This is a genomic window from Nocardiopsis gilva YIM 90087 (assembly GCF_002263495.1).
Classification (GTDB): Bacteria; Actinomycetota; Actinomycetes; order Streptosporangiales; family Streptosporangiaceae; genus Nocardiopsis_C; species Nocardiopsis_C gilva.
In genome coordinates this window covers 1,645,584-1,664,800 of record NZ_CP022753.1, presented here as the reverse complement: position 1 = coordinate 1,664,800, position 19,217 = coordinate 1,645,584, and the positions used below count along the sequence as shown (strand labels likewise).

Below are 19,217 nucleotides of genomic sequence, written 5' to 3'. Positions count from 1 at the left end.
CCCGAACCTACGCATGGGTAAGATATGAGGACACGCGCCGAGTCACCGTCGCGGCTGGTCCCAGACCCGACGACGACTCGACCGTCCACATTCACGCATCGCGGCGCCCCTCGCGCCGCACGGAGATCCGGAGGGTATTGGGTGTGACTGCTCCTTCAGACGCGCGCCCGCGGGGGGCCCGGCTGCCCCGGCTGCAGCGCCGGAAGCAGCTGCTGGCCGCGGCCCAGGAGGTGTTCGTCGCGCAGGGGTATCACGCCGCGGCGATGGACGAGATCGCCGAACGCGCCGGTGTCAGCAAGCCCGTTCTCTACCAGCACTTCCCCGGCAAGCTGGAGCTGTACCTGGCACTGCTGGAACAGCACTCCGAGTCGCTGGTCGAGAAGCAGCGCGAGGCGCTGGAGAGCACCGACGACAACCGCCAGCGCGTCACCGCCAGCTTCCAGGGCTACTTCGACTTCGTGTCCGGCGAGGGTGAGGCGTTCCGCCTGGTCTTCGAATCCGACCTGCGCAACCTCCCCGCTGTCCGGGAGAAGACCGAGCAGACGCTGCAGCGCTGCGCCGAGCTGATCGGCGAGGTCATCCGGCAGGACACCAGCATCTCCGATGACGAGGCCAACCTGCTCAGCATCGCGCTCGTCGGAATGGCCGAGACCAGCGCCCGCTACTGGATCAGCAACTACGGCTCCATCCCCAAGGACGCCGCGGAGAAGCTCGTGGCGCGCCTGGCCTGGCGTGGCATCAGCGGTTGGGACCTGACCCGCAGCTGACGCCGCCCGGAAGAGCCGTTAGGGCCGGTGCGGCCCAGCGCAATGCGACGGTATACCGCCGGTCAAATCTGACATTGCCCTGCTCCTGGTCACGCCGTGACGATTGCTGGTCACCCCGACAGGGAATCAGCGCTACTGTGACCCGTTCCCACGGGTAGCGAATCCGCTGCCCGGTCGATGGAACCCCACGGGGGGAACCTCATGGACATTGGACAGGGCCTTACCGAGGCGTGGAGCGCGGTAGCGACCTTCGCACCCCTCCTCGCCATGTTCCTGGTGATCCTGGTCATCGGTTGGATCATCGCGAAGTTCGTCGGCCGGATGGTCGGCAAGGGGCTCGCCCGGGTCGGCCTCGACCGCGGCCTGGAGCGCAGCGGCGTCGGTGAGTACTTCCAGCGCAGCCGCTACGACGCCAGCCAGCTCTGCGGAAAGATCGTGTACTACATCGGTCTGCTGATCGTGCTGCAGCTCGCCTTCAGCGTGTTCGGTCCGACCAACCCGATCACCCAGCTGCTCGACAGCGTCATCGCCTGGATCCCGAAGGCCATCGTGGCCCTGGTCATCGTCGTGGTGGCCGGCATGATCGCCAAGGCGGCGCGCGACATCGTCTCCGGCGCGATGGGCGGTCTCAGCTACGGGAGCTTCGTGGCCAACGTCGTCGGCGTCTTCATCATGGCGCTCGGTGTCATCGCCGCCCTGAACCAGGTCGGCATCGCCACCACGGTCACCCAGCCCGTCCTGATCGCCGTACTGGCCACGATCGGCGGCATTCTCGTCGTCGGTGTCGGCGGCGGAATGATCAGGCCGATGCAGGAGCGGTGGAGCCGCTGGCTCGAAAGCGCGGAGCGCGAGACCAGCGCGATGATGCGCGAGGACGGCAGCTACCAGGCCGGGCGCGCCGACGCGATGAGCAAGAAGGGCGCCCCCGCGCAGGCGGAGTCCGAGGAGAAGCAGACTCCGGCGACGCACGGCCCGGCGATGGGCGAAGAAGGAGGGGGCAGCGAGCAGGGTCGTACCCCGCAAGAGTGACGCGTTGCGTCCTGATCGCAGCAGGACGCCGCAGTCAGAGCAGTTCCTCGTCGCGGACTTCGTCGCGAGCGAGGCGGTCGATGCGGCGCACGATCAGGGCCAGCGTCGCGAAGATCGGCACGAGCCCCAGCCAGAAGGCGATGCTCGTCCAGCCGGTCAGCACCATGACCGCCAGAGCGATCACGATGATCAACGCGAAGAGTGAGAAGTCGACGCGATCCCGGTGGATCAGGACGCCGATCGGTGGGCGCGCCGCCCCGTGCCGGCCGCTCCTCATGCGTTCTTCCTTTCTCACGGTCCGCGTTGGACCGCATCCTTCGCTCCCGAGGGGGATCGCGGTCAGGTCTGTCGAGTCGGGTCCATGCCGGAGGCATCCTGCCACGGCGTGGGGACTCAGGAGGCCACCGTGCCGGTAGCCACCCCAGGTATGGCTTAGCGTACGCCCAGTCAGGGCATTCGCGAGATCACTTCTCGATCACCACGCGGGTGGGGCGCTGTCGGCGTATCCGCCGACAGCGAGACCAACCTAGCGGACGAAGCCGTGTTCCTTGGCCAGGCGGCACACCGCCAGCAGTCGGAGGGTCTCCCAGTCATACCCGGACGAGTCGGAGTCCCAGCCGCGCTCGCGGCAGCCGTCGATGAAACCGTGCAGGTAGCGGCTGAGGCTCTGGAGGGTTACCGCCGCGCCGTCCCGCGTGATCGACTCGCACACCGCGGCGGCGTGCTGATCCAGCTCAGCGGTCATCCACGGCTCGGGATCCGAACTCATCGGGCCGAAGACGTCGAACTCACGAGAGAGCCGGACCAGCGGGCCCTCCGCGAAGAATTCACGGGGCATGGCTGGTTACCTCAGGTAAGGGAACAAAAGGGAACGCAACAGACTATATACGAATTCGCAATGAAGTTCGCAGGCCGTGACCGACCTTACACACCTCTTCGACCTGGGATGACTCCCGCACCGGCGCGGGTTTCGTCCGGAATCGCCGAGGGCGCCGGGAGCGTCAGCCGTTGAGGCCCATGGCCGCCAAGCGGGCGGAGTGCGCTTCGGTCAGCTTGGCGAAGACCCGGCTCACCGCCGCGAGGTCGGACGCGGCCCCCTCGCTCCTGCCTTCTCCCTCTCCCGCCTCAGCGCCCCGCGGGGCGAGCAGCGCCGCCAGCTCCACCCGCTGGGCCGCGACGATCTGGGCCTGGCTCAGCGCCTCGCCGACCAGGCGGCGCGCCCACAGCGACAGGCGTCCGCCGAGCTTCGGGTCATCCTCGACGGCCGCGCGGATCCGCGCGGTGATGATCTCTCCGCGCCCGGTGTCGGAGACCACCTCGCCGACCAGCGCGCGCGTCCGGTCGTCGGTCTGGTCGGCGATGTAGCGGTAGAAGTCACCGGCGATGCCGTCGCTGACGTACGCCTTGACGAGGCTCTCCAGCCAGCTCTGCGGCTCGGTGCGGGCGTGCCACGCGTTGAGCGGCTCGACGAACGGGCGCATCGCCGCCTCGGGGTCGACGCCCAGCTCCTCCAGGCGGTCGCGCAGCAGCTTGTAGTGCCCGTACTCGGTGGCGGCGACACCGGCCAGCTCTCCCTTGGCGGCGAGGTCCGGGGCGAGCCCGGCGTCGTCCGACAACCGGAAGAAGGCCACCAGCTCGGCGTAGGCCATCATGGCCAGCAGATCGATCACGCCGCGACCGGGCTTGTCGTCGGGGTCCACCGGGGTGGTGTCGGAGGCAGGGCCGTTCGTCATGCCGCACAGGTTAGCGCCCGCGCGAGGTGGACCGGCCCTTCGGGATTATCCGCACCCGCATCCGTGTTGGCCGTTATGGAGCGTTAGAGAAGCGGTGGACGGTAACGAAAACGCGGTGTGCGGCCGTCCCTTGCATGTGGTACGGACTCCTATATCCGGCCGCAGGGCCTACAGGTTAGACTCATGACCAGTGACCGGCCGCTGCCGGTCATCGCGCGGAGTCCCCCCGGCGCACCTCGAACGCGGAGAATCGTGAAACGCGGCGCCCATAGGCGGCGTCTCGGGGCACGGGCCGACGCCCGGTGTTCTCCGCAGCGCACCATGACAATCGCGCGCGATGGCGACCGGAGGAGGGGGCCGGAGCGCGGAAGACAAGTACAGCGGATGGCTTGCGTGCACTGACCATGAATCCGTGATCCGCGGCGGCGACGCCGCGGCCGCAGAACGGGCCGCGCCGAGGCACCGGATCGCTCCGGGCCCTCGCGCCGCGCCGGATTCGTTCCCGCCTGGCATTCGGGGACCCGCACGAGAAGCGACACATCCTGCTCGCCGCGCCGCGAGCTGTCCGCGACAGCCGGCCGCATTTGCGATGACAGGCCCGCCCAGATGGAGGCATGAGCCCTGACAACCACAGACTCGACCAACGAACCCCGACAGACGTTCCGCGATATCGGTGTCACCACCGAGATCGCGGACGCTCTCGAAGCCGAAGGGATCGTCGACCCCTTCCCTATTCAGTCCCTGGCCCTTCCGCTGGCCCTGGCCGGATCCGACATCATCGGCCAGGCCCGGACCGGCACCGGCAAGACCTTCGCCTTTGGCCTTCCCCTACTCCAGCTCGCACAGAGCAGACCCGGTGAGTCCAAGCGCCCGCGCGCGCTCGTCGTCGTGCCGACGCGCGAGCTCGCCATTCAGGTGGCCGCCGACCTCACCACCGCCGGCAAGCGCACCGGCAGCCGCATTCTGACCGTCTACGGCGGCCGCGCCTACGAGCCGCAGATCGACGGGTTGAAGGCCGGTGTCGACGTCGTCGTCGGTACCCCGGGCCGCCTGCTCGACCTGGAGCAGCAGAAGCACCTCAACCTGGCCAGCGTCCAGGCCGTCGTGCTCGACGAGGCCGACAAGATGCTCGACCTGGGCTTCCTGCCCGACATCGAGCGCATTCTGAAGAAGATCCCCGACGAGCGCCAGACCATGCTCTTCTCGGCGACCATGCCGAGCGAGATCGTGTCGCTGTCGCGCCGGTACCTGCGCCGTCCCACGCACGTGCGGGCCGGCGACGACAACGAGCCGGGCCAGACCAGCATCGGAGACATCAAGCAGTACGTGTACCGCACGCACCAGATGGACAAGCCGGAGATGCTGGCGCGGCTGCTGCAGGCCGACGGCCGCGGCCTGAGCATGGTGTTCTGCGAGACCAAGCGCGCCTGCGACAAGGTCGCCACGGCGCTGGAGGGGCGCGGCTTCGCCGCCGCGGCCGTGCACGGCGGTCTCGGGCAGAGCCAGCGCGAGCGCGCGCTGCGGGCGTTCCGCAACGGCAAGATCGACGTGCTGGTCGCCACCGATGTGGCCGCCCGCGGTCTCGACGTCGACGATGTCACGCACGTCATCAACTACGAGTGCCCCGAGGATGAGAAGACCTACACGCACCGCATCGGCCGTACCGGCCGCGCGGGGCGCTCGGGCACCGCGGTCACCTTCATCGACTGGCAGGAGACCGCGCGCTGGAAGCTCATCAACGGCGCGCTCGACCTGCCCTACGCCGACCCGGAGGAGACCTACTCCACCTCGCCGCACTTCTTCGAGGACCTGAAGATCCCCGCGGGCACCAAGGGGACGCTGGCCAAGGAGCGCCGGGAGCGCGCCGGGCTGGAGGCCGAGGAGGTCGAGGACATCGGCGACACCGGCCGGTCCCACAACGAGGACGACCGCCCCGCGCGCGGCCGTTCCCGCAACCGCCGCCGCACCCGCCGCAAGCCGTCCGGTGACAGCGGACGCGCGGCCTCCGGTGCCGAGCGCAGCGAGAAGACGAGCGGCGAGGGGGCCGACAAGCCCGCCCCGCGGCGCCGCCGTCGCCGCCGCACCCGCAGCGGCGTGGACGTGAAGAAGGACCAGGACTAGCGGTTCTCCGCAGTCGCATGTGAGGGGCCGTGAACGTGCCAGGCCGGTCGGCGGTGAGCGTGCCGGGACCGGCCGGTGGCATCGGACACGTCGGCGACGCGCGGCGTGGATCGGCATACGGCCGCCTCGGCCCCTGGAGAGCCCCGGCCCCGGAACATCCCGGACGCTGGGGCATCGTCGACATAACGGCCCCGCCAAACTGGTCCAATCTCGAAGAAATCCGGGGCCACTGGACACCCCACCAGGGGGAGGAGATCGTCTAAGGTAAACCGTCGTGAGTACACCTCGGTTTCTGGACCTTCCGCCTGGTGTCCGGCGGATCGATGTCCCAACGGCGCTCGGCCCTATCGCCGCGCTGCACGCCATGCCCACGGCCGGTGGCACGGACCGCCAGACCGCCGTCCTGGTACCGGGGTACACGGGCAGCAAAGAGGACTTCATCGCGCTGCTGCAGACGCTGGCGCAGGCCGGGCGTTCGGTGCTCGCCATCGACATGCCGGGCCAGTACGAATCGCCCGGCCCCAAGGACCCCGAGTCCTACACGCGCGAAGGGCTGGGCCGGGCGGTCACCGAGGTGGTCCGCGCCCTCGACGAGGGACCGGTCCACCTGCTCGGACATTCGTTCGGCGGCCTGGTGACACGCGAGGCCGTCCTCGCGAACGAGGCCCCGCTGCTCTCCTTCACCCTGATGAGCTCCGGCCCGTCGGCCATCAGCGGCCTGCGGGCGGTCGACGCCCAGCGCCTGAAGACCGCGCTCGAAGCCTCCCCCACGCGCGAGCGGCTGCGCGAGGTCTGGGACGAGTACCTCGAAGCCCCCGCGCGGTCGAGCGGCATCAGCGACGAGATCCACGCCTTCCTGCGGGCCCGGATGCTCGCCAACGACCCCCACGGCCTGGTGCGCATGGCCGATGTCATCCTCAGCGCCCCCGACCGCAGCGCCGAACTCGCCCAGGTGGACCTGCCGAAACTGGTGATCTACGGCGAGGACGACGACGCCTGGCCCACGGAGGTCCAGGCCGACATGGCCCAGCGCGTCGGCGCCCGCCGCGTCGTCATCCCCGGCGCCTGCCACTCCCCCAACGTCGAAGCCCCCGAGACGACGGCCAGCGCGCTCACCCGCTTCTGGCACGACGCGGAGACCCCGGCCCGCACTTCGTGACAGCGCCGTCCGTACCCGCCCGAACGTGGGCTATCGGAAACGCCGGAGGCCGGGCGCCCTGACCAGGGCGCCCGGCCTCCGATATCCGGTCCAGGGTGCTGGGGGGGACGTGATGGGCGTCCGCCGCAGACTCAGACCCAGTCCTCGAAGTTCTTCGTCTCGTTTCCGACCGTGGTCTCGGGACCGCGGTCCGGCAGGATGCGGGTGTCCGGCGGCAGGGACATCAGGACTTCGCCGACCGAGTGCAGCTGGCGCGTGTAGTCGACGTAGCCCTCGCCGACGGTGCCCAGTTCGCCCTTGCGGAGGGTGTCGCCGCTGAAGACCGCGCCCAGCTCGGAGATGTAGTAGGCGACGCTCCCGGTCGCGGTGCCGGGGAGGGGAAGGATGTCGACTTCCTTGTCGCCGGCCTGCAGCTTGCCTCCGCCCTCGATCTCCAGGTCGGGGCGGTGCTCGGCGCCGTGCACCCGGCGCCAGGGCCGGATCTCGCGCCGGTGCAGGGCAATGGGGGCCTCATCGCGTTCGGCCACCTCGACGGCGGCCTCGATGTGGGTGTTGTACCCGTTGGTGCAGGCCACCAGGTAGATCTCGCGCTTGCCGACGGCCTCCAGGATGGCCTTGGCGTCGTGCGCCGGGTCGACCACCACGACACCCTCGTCGTCGACGTCGACGATCCAGGTGTTGCTGACGACGTCGAACTCCTCGCCGTCGACCTTCAGGACGCCCTCGCTGCGGACGCGCTGGATGCCGTCGGCGTCGGGCTCGCCGATGCCGGGGACCTCGGGCTCGGGATCGGCTTCCTCGTCGTCCTCGGCCTGCACCGCCCCGGCCGAGGTGTCCTTGCTGCCCTCGTCGTCCGCGTCGTCCGTGTCGGGCACGGCGTCGTTTGCTTCGACGTCCTTCGCGCCCTTCGACTCCTCGGCCTCATCCGCCTTCTCGGCCGCGGTGTCCGTGTCCGCGTGCGCGCCGTTCTCCGTCGCCGCCTCGAGCGCCTCCGGCTCGTTGCGCTCGTCCTCGGCAGCCTCGTCGGCCGTCACCGTCGAGGACGTCGTGCCGCTGCCGTCGGCTTCCTTGACGTCCTTCTTTCTGTTCTTCCGATTCCAGAACACGGTGCCGACCCTTCGATTCGCTTCTTGGGAACTCAACTCGAGTGTGCGGGGACCATTGTTCCGGCCCCGCGGCGTGATCGGGTACCCCCTCCGCACGGCTTGTGAGGATCCCACGCCACCGCTAAGCGGCCGATAAGACCCTCGGGGTCCCCATCCAGCGGGCCATCATCCCATCTCAGCCCGGCAGTCTAGCCTGTGGGACCGGTGATGAGGGAGGCTCCGGTAGCGGGCGCAATCAGCCGCTCGAACGCGGCCGGATCCGTGGTGCGGATCCCGAGCCGGTGGCCGCTCAGCTCTCCGTGGTCGTCGCTGGAGCCGGTGACCACCAGGCCGAGCCGTTCGGCGACGGCACGCCAGTGCTCGGTCTCCTCCTCGTCGTGCGAAGGGTGGTCCGCCTCGATCCCGCCGAGTCCGGCCTCCGCCATCCGCTCCACGAGGGGCTCGGGAACCGCTCCGGTGAGCGCTCCCTCGCCGCGCGCCGGGTGGGCCAGCGAGCACACGCCCCCGGCGGCGCGCACCAGCTCCACTGCGCGCACCGGGTCCAGGGCGTAGCGCGCCACGTAGGCGGGGCCGCCGGAGCCGATCCAGCGGTCGAACGCGTCCTGCACGTCCTCGGCCGCACCGGCCTCCACGAGCGCGCGGGCGATGTGCGGCCGCCCGACGACGTCGTCGGCACCGACGTCACCGAGGTCGGCGCCGGGTGCCCGCCCGTGGGCGATCTCCCGCACCCGCTGCCAGGTCAGCTCCACACCGGCCTCCCGCAGCATCCGGACCATGGTCGCGGCCCGCTCGGTGCGGTCGAGGCGGATCCGCCGCAGTTCGGCGGCGAGCTCGGGGTGATCGGGGTCGAAGAGGTAGGCCAGCAGGTGCACGCTGGAGCCCTCATAAGCGCAGGACAGCTCCATGCCGGGAACGAGGGTGAACCCGGGCGGGACGTGGGCCGCCGCCGCGGCCACCCCGCCGACCGTGTCGTGATCGGTGAGCGCGAGGACGTCGAGCCCCGCCGCGATCGCGTGGCCGACGACCTTTTCGGGAGGTTCGGTGCCGTCGGAAACGGAGCTGTGCGAATGCAGGTCGATGCGCATCACACGAAGATACAGGGGCGGTCGCGACGGGTTCCTCGTCAGTCCATCGGTTGCAGTGCCGAGGCGAGGAAGGGCGAGGGCGCGCCGAACGGCAGCTGCTGGGCGACGCCGCCCTGGTGGTCACGGAGGTCGATGACCGTCTTGAGGTCGCACATCAGCATGCCGGCATCGGCGGGGTTGAACACGAGCCACATCCAGCAGGTGTTCGCTTCTCCGGCGTAGACCGCGCGCTCCTTGCCCGCGTCGACGCTCCACAGCGCGATCTCGTGGCCGTCGTGGCGGATCTTGCCGTCAGGCGGGCCGGAGTCGAAGCCGGTGCCCGGATCGGGACCGTCGAACCGGGCGAGGCGCGCGCCCAGGCCGATGCCGGGGTCCTCGGCGACGATGGCCATCTCCCCGATCCCACCCAGCGGGGCCGGACCCGACAGCGCGACGACGACGCCCAGCGCACCGCTGCGGTCGTCACCCGCCTCGGCGAAGCCGGTGATGACCCACCCCGTGGGCAGGGGCCAGGGCACCCACACGGGCACCTGGGCGGACTTGACGATCAGGTCGACCGACGCCTCCCCGAGGGGCCGGATCGGTCGGAGCGGTGCCACCGGACCGTGCGCGTCACACTGCCACGCGCTCGTCCACACACTCGGCGGGTGGATGGCGCGACCGCAGCGCGGGCAGGTGGGATCCGATCTCATGGCTGGTGGGAGAGATACCCCGGTGACCTGTGCGGAAACTCCCGAACCTTGCGCCCCAGCCGACGCGCGTCCCTGCGGTTACAGCGCGGGAGGTCCCGGCAGCGAACCGGGGTCGGCGGGCGGCGCCTGGGCACGCCCGCCGCCGGAGGCGCCGTGGGTGCCCCGGACACCGGGGGCGCCGGAGGCCCCCTGGATACCGGGAGCGTCAGGGCCGCCGTAGGAGGAGTGGGAGTAGGAGGAGCCGGGGCCGGTCGGCGGTTGGTAGGCCGGTGCGGCGGAGGCCGACATCGCGCTACGGCCCCGTGCGGCGGACAGCTCGGCGGTCGCGGTGCGCCGGATGCCCAGCCGCCGGACCAGCAAGACGACGATGAGGCCGAACAGGCCGACCTCCACGGTCGTGCCCACCACACCCTCCCACGACCCGGGGCCCTTGGCGGCGGCGTCGAGCGTGCCCTCGTAGGCGCTGATCGAGAAGACCAGGATGTTGTGCAGCACGTGCAGCGCGATGGGCGCTTCCAGTCCGCCCGAGTACCAGGTGATCAAGGCCAGTCCGGCGCCCAGGACCGCGACGTTGACGAGCCCCCAACCGGTGTACTCGTGCAGCGAGGTGAAGAGCGCGGTGGTGACCACGACGCCGAGGATCGGCGTGCGCAGGAACCGCGCCCACGCGCCGCTGCCGCGCCGCTCGCCTGGATCGGCGCCGTAGGAGCCGACCAGCTGCATCAGGAACCCGCGCAGCGCGAACTCCTCGGCGGAGGCCTGGAACGGGACCAGGAGCACGATCGCCACGATCGCGGGGAGCACGTTCTTCCCGCCGCCGGATTCGGCGATGAACGGCTCGTCCGGCGTGACGACCACCTGCAGGACGTACAGTGCGGCCGAGAACACCACCAGGACCGGGACCGCGGCGAGGAGGCAGATGAACAGCCAGCGCCAGCGCATCCGCCCTTCCACCGAGATCAGCGTGCCGACCGGTCGCCGCTGGATCAGCCGCACTGCCAGCATCACGACCGGCATCATCGCGGCGATCGTGAGCAAGAGGAAGACCAGGTCGGGCACGGTCGCCCCGAGGGGAGACTCGGCGCTGAACTCGTGCCCGTGCAGCACCGCGATGATCGCGCCCGCGACACTCATGATGGTCTGGACGAGCAGGTAGAGCGCGACGGCGAAGATGAACGCCACCACAGGGATCCACCACCGGTGCCGCCAGGTGCGGCCCATACGGTGGTACGCGCTGCCGGTCCGTGGCACGGCCGGGCCCGATGACGCGGTCGTCCGGGGCCGCCGCTCCTGCGGCGGCGGCCAGGCCCATGCCTGAGCGGGCTGGGCGCCGACCGCCGGGGTGCCCGGCGGCCACGCCCACGCCTGTGCGTCCGAGTGCGCTGACGGTTCCCGTCCCCCGGTGTGCCGCGGATCGGGCTGCCAGGACGAACCAGGCGGTGGCGGCGTGTTTCTCATCGTCTGCCGAGATTACTATCCGCCCGTGTATCGGCTGCGTTAAGAACCCACCGCGATCAACTGACTACTCATTGATGACCTGGCCTTTCCCGATCGCCTCGACGGCGGCCCCCAGCTCCCGCAGGTGCACCAGCTTGTCCGGGTTGCGGACCATGAGCACCTGCGTGATGGCCCCGTCCACGGCCTCCACGAGCGCGGTCGCCTGCACTGTGCCCTCCGCGTCGAAGAGGACGATGCCCGGAGCGCCGTTGACCTCCGCCCAGGTGACCAGCCAGCTCTTCTGCTGGAACCCGACACCGATCCCGGCCAGGAAGCGGGCGCACTTGTCCACACCGAACAGCGGACGGAGGGCCGCCCGGACCTTGCCGCCACCGTCGGTGAGCACGATCGCGTCCTCGGCGAGGAGGTCCTTCAGCCCGGCGACATCGCCCTCGGCGCAGGCGGCCAGGAACCTCTCGGTCAGACGGCGCCGCTCGTCGGGGGCGGGTGTGTAGCGGGGCTTCCGAGCGTGCACGCGCTCCCGCGCCCGATGGGCCAGCTGGCGCACGGCCGCCTCCGATCTGCCCACCGCCTCGGCGATCTCAGCGTGCGGCATCCCGAATACTTCGCGCAGCACGAACACGGCCCGCTCGACGGGGTTCAGCGTCTCCAGGACCACGAGCATGGCGTAGGACACCGCGTCCGCGCGCTCCGCTTCCTCGGCCACGTCCGGCGCCGTGACCAGCGGCTCCGGCAGCCACGGCCCGACGTAGGACTCGCGCCGGCTGCGGGCCGCGCGCAGCCGGTTGAGGCTCACGTTGGTGGTGATCCGGACCAGGTAGCTCTTCGGGTCGGCGATGTCGGAGCGGTCGTCGCGTGTCCAGCGGATCCACGCCTCCTGCACGCAGTCCTCGGCGTCGGCGACGCATCCCAGCATGTCGTAGGCGACACTGAACAGCAGCCGCCGGTACCGCTCGAAGACCTCGGTGCTGTCGGGGGCGGCGGTGCCCCCGACCTGTCGCGCGTCCGTCTGGATCGTGTTCACGCTTGTTCCCCCTGCCGTGCCCGCGGCACGTCGCAGAACTCTCTGAACCCCTGGCTGGTCAGACCGAGCGCGCGGTTGAACCGGGAGCGCTGGTTCTCCACCGCGACCATCGCGGTCAGCTCCACCAGACCTGCCTCTCCGAGGTCGATCCGCAGCGCCTCGACCATCTCATCCGTGGTCTCCATCGGGTCGGCGCTCATCGCCTCGGCGTACTCCATCACCCTGCGCTCCAGGGGGCTGAACAGCTCACTGTCGCGCCACTGCGAGACCGCCCGCAGCTTGGCGCCGTCGATCCCCTGGTGGGTGTGCTCCCAGTAGCCGAAGTCCATGCACCAGGAACAGCCGATGCGTGCCGCCGACGCGGTGACGGCCAGCGCCTTGAGGGTGGGATCCACCCGCTTCCACCACGCCACGCCCATTTCGAAGAGAAGGTGGGCGATGAGGACGCGCCCGTTGTGCGCCATGGCCTTTCCCGGATCGGGGATCTTGCCGTAGCGGCGCCGGGCCATGGGCATCACCAGCCGGTTCAGCAGGGTGCTGGGCGGTTCCAACGAGATGCGGGCCATGACGGCCTCCCTCCATCCGCTTCTATCTTCTGCCTTCCCCAACCACGACACATGACAGGCCGCGGATGTGACAGGGTTGGGAAAGAAGAATCGCCAGGAATCCGGGAATACTCCCCTGACCTGCAGTGACGCGGATCCGAGCAAGGCGAGTCCGCGTGTTTGGCCACGCGCGGGCTTTACTACCATGGGGTACATGTCCTCCACACCCACCACCGAGCAGGTGAACGCGGCCCTGGCCAACGTCCAGGACCCCGAGATCCGCCGCCCCATCACGGATCTCGACATGGTCAAGAGTGTCGAGATCGCCGACGGCGGCGTCGTGAACGTCGGCATCTACCTCACGGTGGCCGGTTGTCCCATGAAGGGGCGCATCGAGAAGGACGTCACCGAGGCCGTCTCCAAGGTCGACGGCGTGACGCGCGTCGCGGTCGAGCTCGACGTGATGAGCGATGAGCAGCGCAAGGCGCTGCAGACCAAGCTCCGCGGCGGGCAGGCGGAGAAGGAGATCCCCTTCGCCAAGCCGAACTCGCTGACCAAGGTCTTCGCGGTCGCCTCCGGCAAGGGCGGCGTAGGCAAGTCCTCCGTGACGGTGAACCTCGCCGCCGCGATGGCCGCGCAGGGCCACAAGGTGGGCGTCGTCGACGCCGACATCTACGGCCATTCGGTGCCGCGGATGCTGGGCGTGGACGCCCACCCGACCAAGGTCGAGGACATGATCATGCCGCCGTCGGCGCATGACATCAAGGTCATCTCCGTCGGCATGTTCACCCAGGGCAACCAGCCGGTGGTGTGGCGCGGGCCGATGCTGCACCGCGCGCTGCAGCAGTTCCTCGGCGACGTGTACTGGGGCGACCTCGACGTGCTGCTGATGGACCTGCCTCCGGGCACCGGCGACATCGCGATCTCCGTCGCGCAGCTGCTGCCGAACGCCGAGATCCTGGTCGTCACCACGCCGCAGCAGGCCGCGGCCGAGGTCGCCGAGCGGGCGGGCGCGATCTCCGCGCAGACCCACCAGCGGGTGGCCGGTGTCATCGAGAACATGTCCTACTACATCGCGCCGGGCAGCGACGAGCGCACCTACCTCTTCGGCGAGGGCGGCGGCCAGACCGTGGCCGATGGCCTCACCCGTTCCCTGGGCGCCCAGGTGCCGATGCTCGGCCAGGTCCCGCTCGACATGCGGATGCGCGAGGGCGGCGACGAAGGCAAGCCGCTGGTTCTGACCGACCCCGACGCCGAGGCGAGCGCGGTGCTCACCAAGGTCGCCGACGACTTGGTCGGCAAGCCGCGCGGGCTGTCCGGCATGCAGCTGGGCATCACCCCGGCCGGCCGCTGACCCGCCAAGGCCGCTTCAACGACGGAAAGGCCGCCACCCGATCAGGTGGCGGCCTTCGTCGATCCACCACAACGACCTCCACACACGACAGGGACGGACCCATGGCCGAGTCGGACACCGCGCTCTACAGGCGCTGGCTGGGGATCGCCATCGAGGAGGCGGAGGCCGGACTCGCCGAGGGCGGCATCCCCATCGGCGCCGCGCTGATCGGCCGTGACGGCCAGGTCCTGGGTCGCGGGCGCAACCGCAGGGTCCAGGACGGCGACCCATCCGTCCACGGCGAGACGGCCGCGTTCCGCAACGCCGGGCGGCAGCGCTCGTACGCGGGAACGACGATGGTGACCACGCTGTCCCCGTGCTGGTACTGCAGTGGCCTCGTGCGGCAGTTCGGCATCTCCCGCGTGGTCATCGGCGAGTCGACGACGTTCACCGGGGGCCACGACTGGCTCGCCGAGAACGGTGTGGAGATCGTGCTCCTCGACGACCCCCGCTGCGTCCGGCTGATGACCGACTTCATCGCGGCCCGCCCCGATCTCTGGAACGAGGACATCGGCGAGGACACCGACGACTGACGTTCGTCCCGCACGGGCCCTCCCTCGACGGACGACGATGGGGGCCGATCCGCCTGTGGCGGATCGGCCCCCATCGTCATTAGCTACCGGGGCATCACGGTTTCGTCCGGCCCGAAGGGGCCGGACGTCACGGGCGGTGTCACACCCCGACCCGTTCCCTCACCGGAAGGCACGTCGTGGTCCGGGGCGGAAGCGTCGGTCAGTCCTTGGCCGCCCCGAGGGTGACGGTGGTGGTGCGCTTCTTGCCGTCGCGCTCGTAGCCGACCTTCACCTTGTCGCCCGGCTGTTTCTGGGACAGAAGCAGCCGCAGTTCGGTGGAGTCGGCGACCTTCTGCCCGTCGAACTCCACGATCAGGTCGCCGGCCTCCAGTCCCGCCTTGTCGGCGGGGCCGCCCGGGATGACCGCGTCGCCTCCGGCCTCCTCGTCGGTGACGATCGGCGCGCCGTCCTGGCCGTAGCGCATGTCGAGCACGGCGCCGATCACGGCCGGGCGGATGTCGCCGTTCTCGATCAGTTCGTTGACGACCCTTTGGTCTGGGCGGAGGGGATCGCGAAGCCCAGGCCGATGCTGCCGCTCTGCTCGCCCGACAGGGCGCCCATCGTGGCGATCGCCGAGTTCACGCCGATCACCCGTCCCTGCGCGTCGACCAGCGGCCCGCCGGAGTTGCCCGGGTTGATGGCGGCGTCGGTCTGCAGGGCGCTGATGAAGGTCTCCTCGCCCGCCTCGCCGACGGAGACGGGGCGGTCGACCGCGCTGATGATCCCGGTGGTGACGGTTCCGGCCAGGCCGAGCGGGGCGCCGATGGCGATGACCTCGTCCCCGACGGTGACCTGGTCGGAGTCGCCGAACTCCAGGGCTTCGACGTCGACGGGGTCCTTCAGCTTGAGGACGGCGAGGTCGGCGCTGGGCGCCGAGCCGACGACCTCGGCACCGCTCGTGTGGCCGTCGCTGTAGACGACCTCGATGCCCTTGCGTTCCAGCGCCGAGGACACGTGGTTGTTGGTGACGACGTGGTCGTCGGCGATGACGAAGCCCGAACCGTTGCCGCTCAGGCCGGGACCGCTGGCCTGGATGGAGACGACGCTGGGGCTGACCCGCTGCGCGACCCCGGCGACGGTGTCGGGCGCGCGGCTCGGGGCGCCGGTGGGCGGCGGGTTGTTCAGCGATGGTGCGCCTGTTCTGGTGGCGTCGCCGTTGCTCAGCCCGAGCTGGGCGCCGATGGTCCCCCCGACACCCGCGGAGACGACGCCGACCAGGGCGACGACGAGCATGACGGACCAGACCGGCATGCTGCGACGCTTGCGCGGCGCGGTGGGGAGCTGCATCATCGCCGTGCCGCCGGGGCTGGGGCCCCACGGCCCGCCTCCGGGTCCCCCCTCGCCGGGCCCTCCAGGACCAGCGGGGTGGCCCGGACCGCCGGGTCCCATCGGGCCACCGGGTCCGCCCGGGTAGCCCGATCCCCCCGGCACACCGGGGCCGCCGGGCATGCCTGGACCACCCTGGCCACCGGGGATCCGCGGCCCTCCCGGCCCGCCGGGGCCTGTGGGTCCGCTCGGACCACCGAATCCGCCCGAGGCGAAAGCGCCGGTTGTGCCCGACGGCGCGCCCCCGACCGGCCACTGGCCGGTTCCGGACGGCGCGGGGGTGGTCATCGATCCGTAACCACCGGTGACGGTGGGCCCTCCCTGCGCTTCCGGTACGCCCTGTGGCGGCCCCGGGGCGGCCTGCGGTGGTGGACCCGCGGCCCCTGCCCCTGGAGGCGCCGAGCCGTCCCCCCAGACGCCCGGCGCCAGGTCGGTGGTGTGCCTCTGGTCCTCGGGGGCGGAACCAGGCGATGCGAGGATGTCGCCGCGGTTCGGCGGGGCGTCGGCGGCGCCCGCCTCGGGCTGTCCCGCCGAGAGCGCCTCCGCGGCCTGGGCGCGGTCGTCCTCGCGCTCCGCTCCCGGCGGAACCGACCAGTTCTGCTCCCCGTTCTCGGCCGGGGGGCGGGGGCCGGTCTCATCCGTCATGAATTCTCCGTGTTGTCGCTGCCGCCTCCATTCTGGGGCGGTCGACATAAGCCGTTGGTTAACAGGCGCCGTCAGTGGATTGTCCCAACTGGCGCACCTTACGTCCTCACCGGGGCATTCGGGCCGTTCAGGTCGCCTATGGGTGGTGCCGGCTCAGGTAGCCTGCGCCACCGGAAGACCCGACCAGGAGCCGAGCCGCTCGAAGCCCCGCATCACTCGCGGCCAGAACCCGCTCCCGTCGGGGGCGGGCAGCCCCGCGACCGCCGCCCTGACCGTCTCCTCGGGGGCGTCGGCCAGCACGGTGTAGACGAATCCGTCGGTCTCCCACACGCGCCGCTGCTGCCCCGCGTCGTCGACGTAGACGGTGCCATCGCCTTGTACGACGGCGGTCATCCCGTCCCCGGTTCCCTCGGATTCACGCCCCAAGCGCCCACGCTGGATGAAAACGGACACCACCGACAATCCGTCGGAGTAGGAGAGGTGCAGGACGCGGCCCTCGCCCTCGCCCTTGGACCAGACCTCGATCAGCGGCAGGTCCCAGTGGAGGTAGTCGGGCACGGCCCAGCCCTCAGCGCGCAGGTCATCCAGTTCCGCGTTCGAGGTCACGCCCTTCCACGGCCACGCGTGGTGCGCCGACATGGGGAGGGTCGCTGTGCCGACATCGGTCCGGAACTCGGTGAACTCGGTGGAGTGCGCGACCTGCCCGGCCGCGTCCCGGGTCTCCTGGCGCAGCGGCAGTCCGGTGTCGTCGTCGATCCAGAACCGCCCGGCGACCGTCCCGTTGGCGCGCAGCGCCTCCACGACCGTCACGCGGCGTCCGCAGATCACGCCCGATCCCGCGCGGGTCACGCGGTAGTTGGCCGCGAGCGCGCCCAGCAGCTTCTCGTCCATGCGCAGCAGGGTCGGCGACGGGGTCACCACGACGCGGTCGGCCCCGGTCGTCCCCGGCGGTCCGCCGTACTCGGTGCCGTGCCCGGCCCGGTGCACCACCTGGACCAGGCGGGTCTCGACCTCCGACCCGATGCCCGAGGTCACCGACTGGACGCCCCGGTAGGAGGTGCCGTGTTCCGCCCGGGCCGCGCGGCGCAGCAGGGCCATTCCGTCGTCGTCACCGCCCGGCGCCGTCGCGGCCGCCCCGGGGCTCCCAGAGGCGCTCAGGGGCACCACGACGAGCAGCGTCAGCAGGACCAGCGCAACGGCCGGACCGCGCCATCGGTCCGCGCCGCTCACCGGGGCCGGGGCGCATCGATCGCGCCTGTGCGGATGACCGTCTCGACACTGGCGGAGGCGGACGACGGCGGCGGTGCCGTGGGGAACGCGCCCTGGCGCGCGGTGACCGCGTGCTCGACCGCGTAGTCCTCCAGGGCGGGGCGGACGACGGGCGCGGGCTGGGCGTCGCCTCCCGCGACGAACGCCGTTCCCAGGGTCAGCGCCACGACAGAAGCTCCAGCGACGGCGTAGCGCGCGCCCGGCCAGCCGGGTCGGAGCACCGAGAGCGGCTCCGGGCCGCGGCGGCGGCGCAGCGCCCGTGCCGCGGGGGTGGACGTGGGAGCGGGCGCGGACTCGGCGGCCAGGCCGCCGAGGGAACCGGGCGCCGGAGGACCGAACGGGTCGGTTCCGAATGGCGAGCGGCTACCTCTGGGACGGCTGAGCACCCCGGGGCCACCGCCGGGCGGCGGCCCCGCGGGTGGTTCCGCGGACGGCGGCCCGCTCAGCGCGGACAGGCGACCCATGAAGTCGTTCGAGGGCGCGGGTTCGTCGAGGTGGTGCAGGCGCCGCTTGAGCCGGCGCATCATCTCGGCCTCGAAGCGACAGGACTCGCAGGACGCCAGGTGGATCAGCGCCCGATCGCGCTCAGCGTCCCCGAGCTCGCCGTCGACGAGAGCTGACAGCCGTTCCCCCAAGTGATCCATTGTTCACTCCACCTCCCGGCCCCAGCCATGAGCCTGTGTCACGTTCGCGTGGGGGACGCCCTCCTGGGCGGCCATGCGCTTGCGGTGCTCCAGCGCCTTGCGCAGTTGAGCGCGGCCGCGGTGGATGCGGCTGCGGACGGTGCCCAGCTTCACTCCGAGGGTCGCGGCGATCTCCTCGTAGGAGAGCCCTTCGATGTCGCACAGCACCACCGGCGCGCGGAACTCCGCGGGCAGCGCGTCGAGCGCGCCCTGGATGTCGGCGTCAAAGTGCTTGGCGTCATACGACTGGGCCGGGGAGGGTTCCCGGCCCTGGAGCCGTTCGTCGGCGTTCTCGGCGAGGCCCTCGAAGCGGATGCGCGCCTTGCGGCGCGCCATGTCGAGGAAGAGGTTGGTCGTGATGCGGTGCAGCCAGCCCTCGAACGTTCCGGGCGTGTAGTTGGCCAGGGAGCGGAAGACGCGGATGAAGACCTCCTGGGTGAGGTCTTCGGCGTCATGCTGGTTCCCGGTCAGGCGGAAGGCGAGCCGGTACACGCGTGCGGAGTGGTTCCGCACCACCTCGTCCCAGCTGGGCGGCTCCCATTGCTCGAAGTCCACGGCAGTTTCGGAGCCTGCCACCGCTACCCCCATTCTTCGGCACGATCCGCATGCG

Annotated in this window: 20 protein-coding genes; 6 read left to right on the top strand and 14 right to left on the bottom strand. The window is 70.8% G+C overall.

The window, feature by feature from the left end; all coding sequences use genetic code 11:
• Positions 1-143 precede the first annotated feature (143 nt).
• Positions 144-767 carry a TetR/AcrR family transcriptional regulator gene (locus CDO52_RS07815; protein WP_017620144.1) on the top strand — a complete coding sequence of 208 codons (624 nt, stop codon included), beginning with the start codon at positions 144-146 and terminating at the stop codon, positions 765-767.
• Between the two features lie 201 nt (positions 768-968).
• Complete coding sequence (locus CDO52_RS07810; RefSeq protein WP_017620143.1) at positions 969-1,796, top strand: mechanosensitive ion channel family protein; 828 nt, start codon at positions 969-971, stop codon at positions 1,794-1,796.
• 34 nt (positions 1,797-1,830) lie between these two features.
• Here CDO52_RS07810 and CDO52_RS07805 read toward each other — a convergent pair whose 3' ends face one another.
• From CDO52_RS07805 to CDO52_RS07795, 3 genes are all read right to left on the bottom strand, one after another.
• The gene (locus tag CDO52_RS07805) at positions 1,831-2,073 is read right to left on the bottom strand and encodes a hypothetical protein (RefSeq protein WP_017620142.1); all 243 of its coding nucleotides are present in this window, start codon (positions 2,071-2,073) and stop codon (positions 1,831-1,833) included.
• Positions 2,074-2,322: 249 nt separating this feature from the next.
• Positions 2,323-2,634: a DUF6401 family natural product biosynthesis protein gene (locus CDO52_RS07800; protein ID WP_017620141.1), complete on the bottom strand. Its 312-nt coding sequence runs from the start codon at positions 2,632-2,634 to the stop codon at positions 2,323-2,325.
• Between the two features lie 163 nt (positions 2,635-2,797).
• The gene (locus CDO52_RS07795) at positions 2,798-3,529 is read right to left on the bottom strand and encodes a ferritin-like fold-containing protein (RefSeq protein WP_017620140.1); all 732 of its coding nucleotides are present in this window, start codon (positions 3,527-3,529) and stop codon (positions 2,798-2,800) included.
• 714 nt (positions 3,530-4,243) lie between these two features.
• Between CDO52_RS07795 and CDO52_RS07790 the strand changes: the two genes are divergently transcribed.
• Entirely contained in the window at positions 4,244-5,650 is a 1,407-nt protein-coding gene (locus CDO52_RS07790) for a DEAD/DEAH box helicase (protein ID WP_232524483.1), read from the top strand.
• Positions 5,651-5,924: 274 nt separating this feature from the next.
• Positions 5,925-6,809, top strand: a complete 885-nt coding sequence (locus CDO52_RS07785) for an alpha/beta fold hydrolase (RefSeq protein WP_017620138.1) — start codon at positions 5,925-5,927, stop codon at positions 6,807-6,809.
• Between the two features lie 131 nt (positions 6,810-6,940).
• Here CDO52_RS07785 and CDO52_RS07780 read toward each other — a convergent pair whose 3' ends face one another.
• From CDO52_RS07780 to CDO52_RS07755, 6 genes are all read right to left on the bottom strand, one after another.
• Positions 6,941-7,915, bottom strand: a complete 975-nt coding sequence (locus CDO52_RS07780; protein WP_017620137.1) for an MBL fold metallo-hydrolase — start codon at positions 7,913-7,915, stop codon at positions 6,941-6,943.
• 188 nt (positions 7,916-8,103) lie between these two features.
• Positions 8,104-9,003, bottom strand: coding sequence for a PHP domain-containing protein (locus CDO52_RS07775; RefSeq protein ID WP_026126068.1), 900 nt, complete (start codon positions 9,001-9,003; stop codon positions 8,104-8,106).
• 35 nt (positions 9,004-9,038) lie between these two features.
• Positions 9,039-9,692 (bottom strand): DUF6758 family protein, encoded by a 654-nt coding sequence (locus CDO52_RS07770; RefSeq protein WP_094932285.1) that lies wholly within the window; start codon positions 9,690-9,692, stop codon positions 9,039-9,041.
• Positions 9,693-9,770: 78 nt separating this feature from the next.
• Positions 9,771-10,874, bottom strand: a complete 1,104-nt coding sequence (locus CDO52_RS07765; RefSeq protein WP_157745488.1) for a CPBP family intramembrane glutamic endopeptidase — start codon at positions 10,872-10,874, stop codon at positions 9,771-9,773.
• Between the two features lie 340 nt (positions 10,875-11,214).
• Positions 11,215-12,174, bottom strand: a complete 960-nt coding sequence (locus CDO52_RS07760; protein ID WP_017620133.1) for an RNA polymerase sigma-70 factor — start codon at positions 12,172-12,174, stop codon at positions 11,215-11,217.
• Positions 12,171-12,740 (bottom strand): carboxymuconolactone decarboxylase family protein, encoded by a 570-nt coding sequence (locus CDO52_RS07755; protein ID WP_017620132.1) that lies wholly within the window; start codon positions 12,738-12,740, stop codon positions 12,171-12,173. The genes CDO52_RS07760 and CDO52_RS07755 overlap by 4 nt, the downstream gene beginning before the upstream one ends.
• Before the next feature lie 193 nt (positions 12,741-12,933).
• On the opposite strand from CDO52_RS07755, the gene CDO52_RS07750 reads away from it, so the two are divergent.
• Entirely contained in the window at positions 12,934-14,073 is a 1,140-nt protein-coding gene (locus CDO52_RS07750; RefSeq protein WP_026126067.1) for an Mrp/NBP35 family ATP-binding protein, read from the top strand.
• 101 nt (positions 14,074-14,174) lie between these two features.
• Positions 14,175-14,645 carry a nucleoside deaminase gene (locus tag CDO52_RS07745; protein WP_017620130.1) on the top strand — a complete coding sequence of 157 codons (471 nt, stop codon included), beginning with the start codon at positions 14,175-14,177 and terminating at the stop codon, positions 14,643-14,645.
• 199 nt (positions 14,646-14,844) lie between these two features.
• Here CDO52_RS07745 and CDO52_RS07740 read toward each other — a convergent pair whose 3' ends face one another.
• The 5 genes from CDO52_RS07740 to sigE all read right to left on the bottom strand — a co-directional run bounded on the left by CDO52_RS07740 (position 14,845) and on the right by sigE (position 19,195).
• Positions 14,845-15,129 (bottom strand): S1C family serine protease, encoded by a 285-nt coding sequence (locus CDO52_RS07740; protein WP_017620129.1) that lies wholly within the window; start codon positions 15,127-15,129, stop codon positions 14,845-14,847.
• Positions 15,130-15,155: 26 nt separating this feature from the next.
• Positions 15,156-16,655: a S1C family serine protease gene (locus tag CDO52_RS28620; RefSeq protein WP_232524409.1), complete on the bottom strand. Its 1,500-nt coding sequence runs from the start codon at positions 16,653-16,655 to the stop codon at positions 15,156-15,158.
• 153 nt (positions 16,656-16,808) lie between these two features.
• Positions 16,809-17,885 (bottom strand): sigma-E factor regulatory protein RseB domain-containing protein, encoded by a 1,077-nt coding sequence (locus CDO52_RS07725; RefSeq protein ID WP_017620127.1) that lies wholly within the window; start codon positions 17,883-17,885, stop codon positions 16,809-16,811.
• Positions 17,882-18,568: an anti-sigma factor family protein gene (locus CDO52_RS07720; RefSeq protein ID WP_094932284.1), complete on the bottom strand. Its 687-nt coding sequence runs from the start codon at positions 18,566-18,568 to the stop codon at positions 17,882-17,884. The genes CDO52_RS07725 and CDO52_RS07720 overlap by 4 nt, the downstream gene beginning before the upstream one ends.
• Before the next feature lie 3 nt (positions 18,569-18,571).
• Positions 18,572-19,195 carry an RNA polymerase sigma factor SigE gene (gene sigE / locus CDO52_RS07715; protein WP_033301110.1) on the bottom strand — a complete coding sequence of 208 codons (624 nt, stop codon included), beginning with the start codon at positions 19,193-19,195 and terminating at the stop codon, positions 18,572-18,574.
• Positions 19,196-19,217: the final 22 nt, after the last annotated feature.

Excerpts from the sequence above, each read along its gene's own strand:
- CDO52_RS07810 (WP_017620143.1), top strand. The coding sequence starts at position 969 with ATGGACATTGGACAGGGCCTTACCGAGGCGTGGAGCGCGGTAGCGACC.
- CDO52_RS07805 (WP_017620142.1), bottom strand. The coding sequence starts at position 2,073 with ATGAGGAGCGGCCGGCACGGGGCGGCGCGCCCACCGATCGGCGTCCTG.
- CDO52_RS07800 (WP_017620141.1), bottom strand. The coding sequence starts at position 2,634 with ATGCCCCGTGAATTCTTCGCGGAGGGCCCGCTGGTCCGGCTCTCTCGT.
- CDO52_RS07795 (WP_017620140.1), bottom strand. The coding sequence starts at position 3,529 with ATGACGAACGGCCCTGCCTCCGACACCACCCCGGTGGACCCCGACGAC.
- CDO52_RS07770 (WP_094932285.1), bottom strand. The coding sequence starts at position 9,692 with ATGAGATCGGATCCCACCTGCCCGCGCTGCGGTCGCGCCATCCACCCG.
- CDO52_RS07755 (WP_017620132.1), bottom strand. The coding sequence starts at position 12,740 with ATGGCCCGCATCTCGTTGGAACCGCCCAGCACCCTGCTGAACCGGCTG.
- CDO52_RS07750 (WP_026126067.1), top strand. The coding sequence starts at position 12,934 with ATGTCCTCCACACCCACCACCGAGCAGGTGAACGCGGCCCTGGCCAAC.
- CDO52_RS07745 (WP_017620130.1), top strand. The coding sequence starts at position 14,175 with ATGGCCGAGTCGGACACCGCGCTCTACAGGCGCTGGCTGGGGATCGCC.
- CDO52_RS28620 (WP_232524409.1), bottom strand. The coding sequence starts at position 16,655 with ATGACGGATGAGACCGGCCCCCGCCCCCCGGCCGAGAACGGGGAGCAG.
- CDO52_RS07720 (WP_094932284.1), bottom strand. The coding sequence starts at position 18,568 with ATGGATCACTTGGGGGAACGGCTGTCAGCTCTCGTCGACGGCGAGCTC.
- sigE (WP_033301110.1), bottom strand. The coding sequence starts at position 19,195 with ATGGGGGTAGCGGTGGCAGGCTCCGAAACTGCCGTGGACTTCGAGCAA.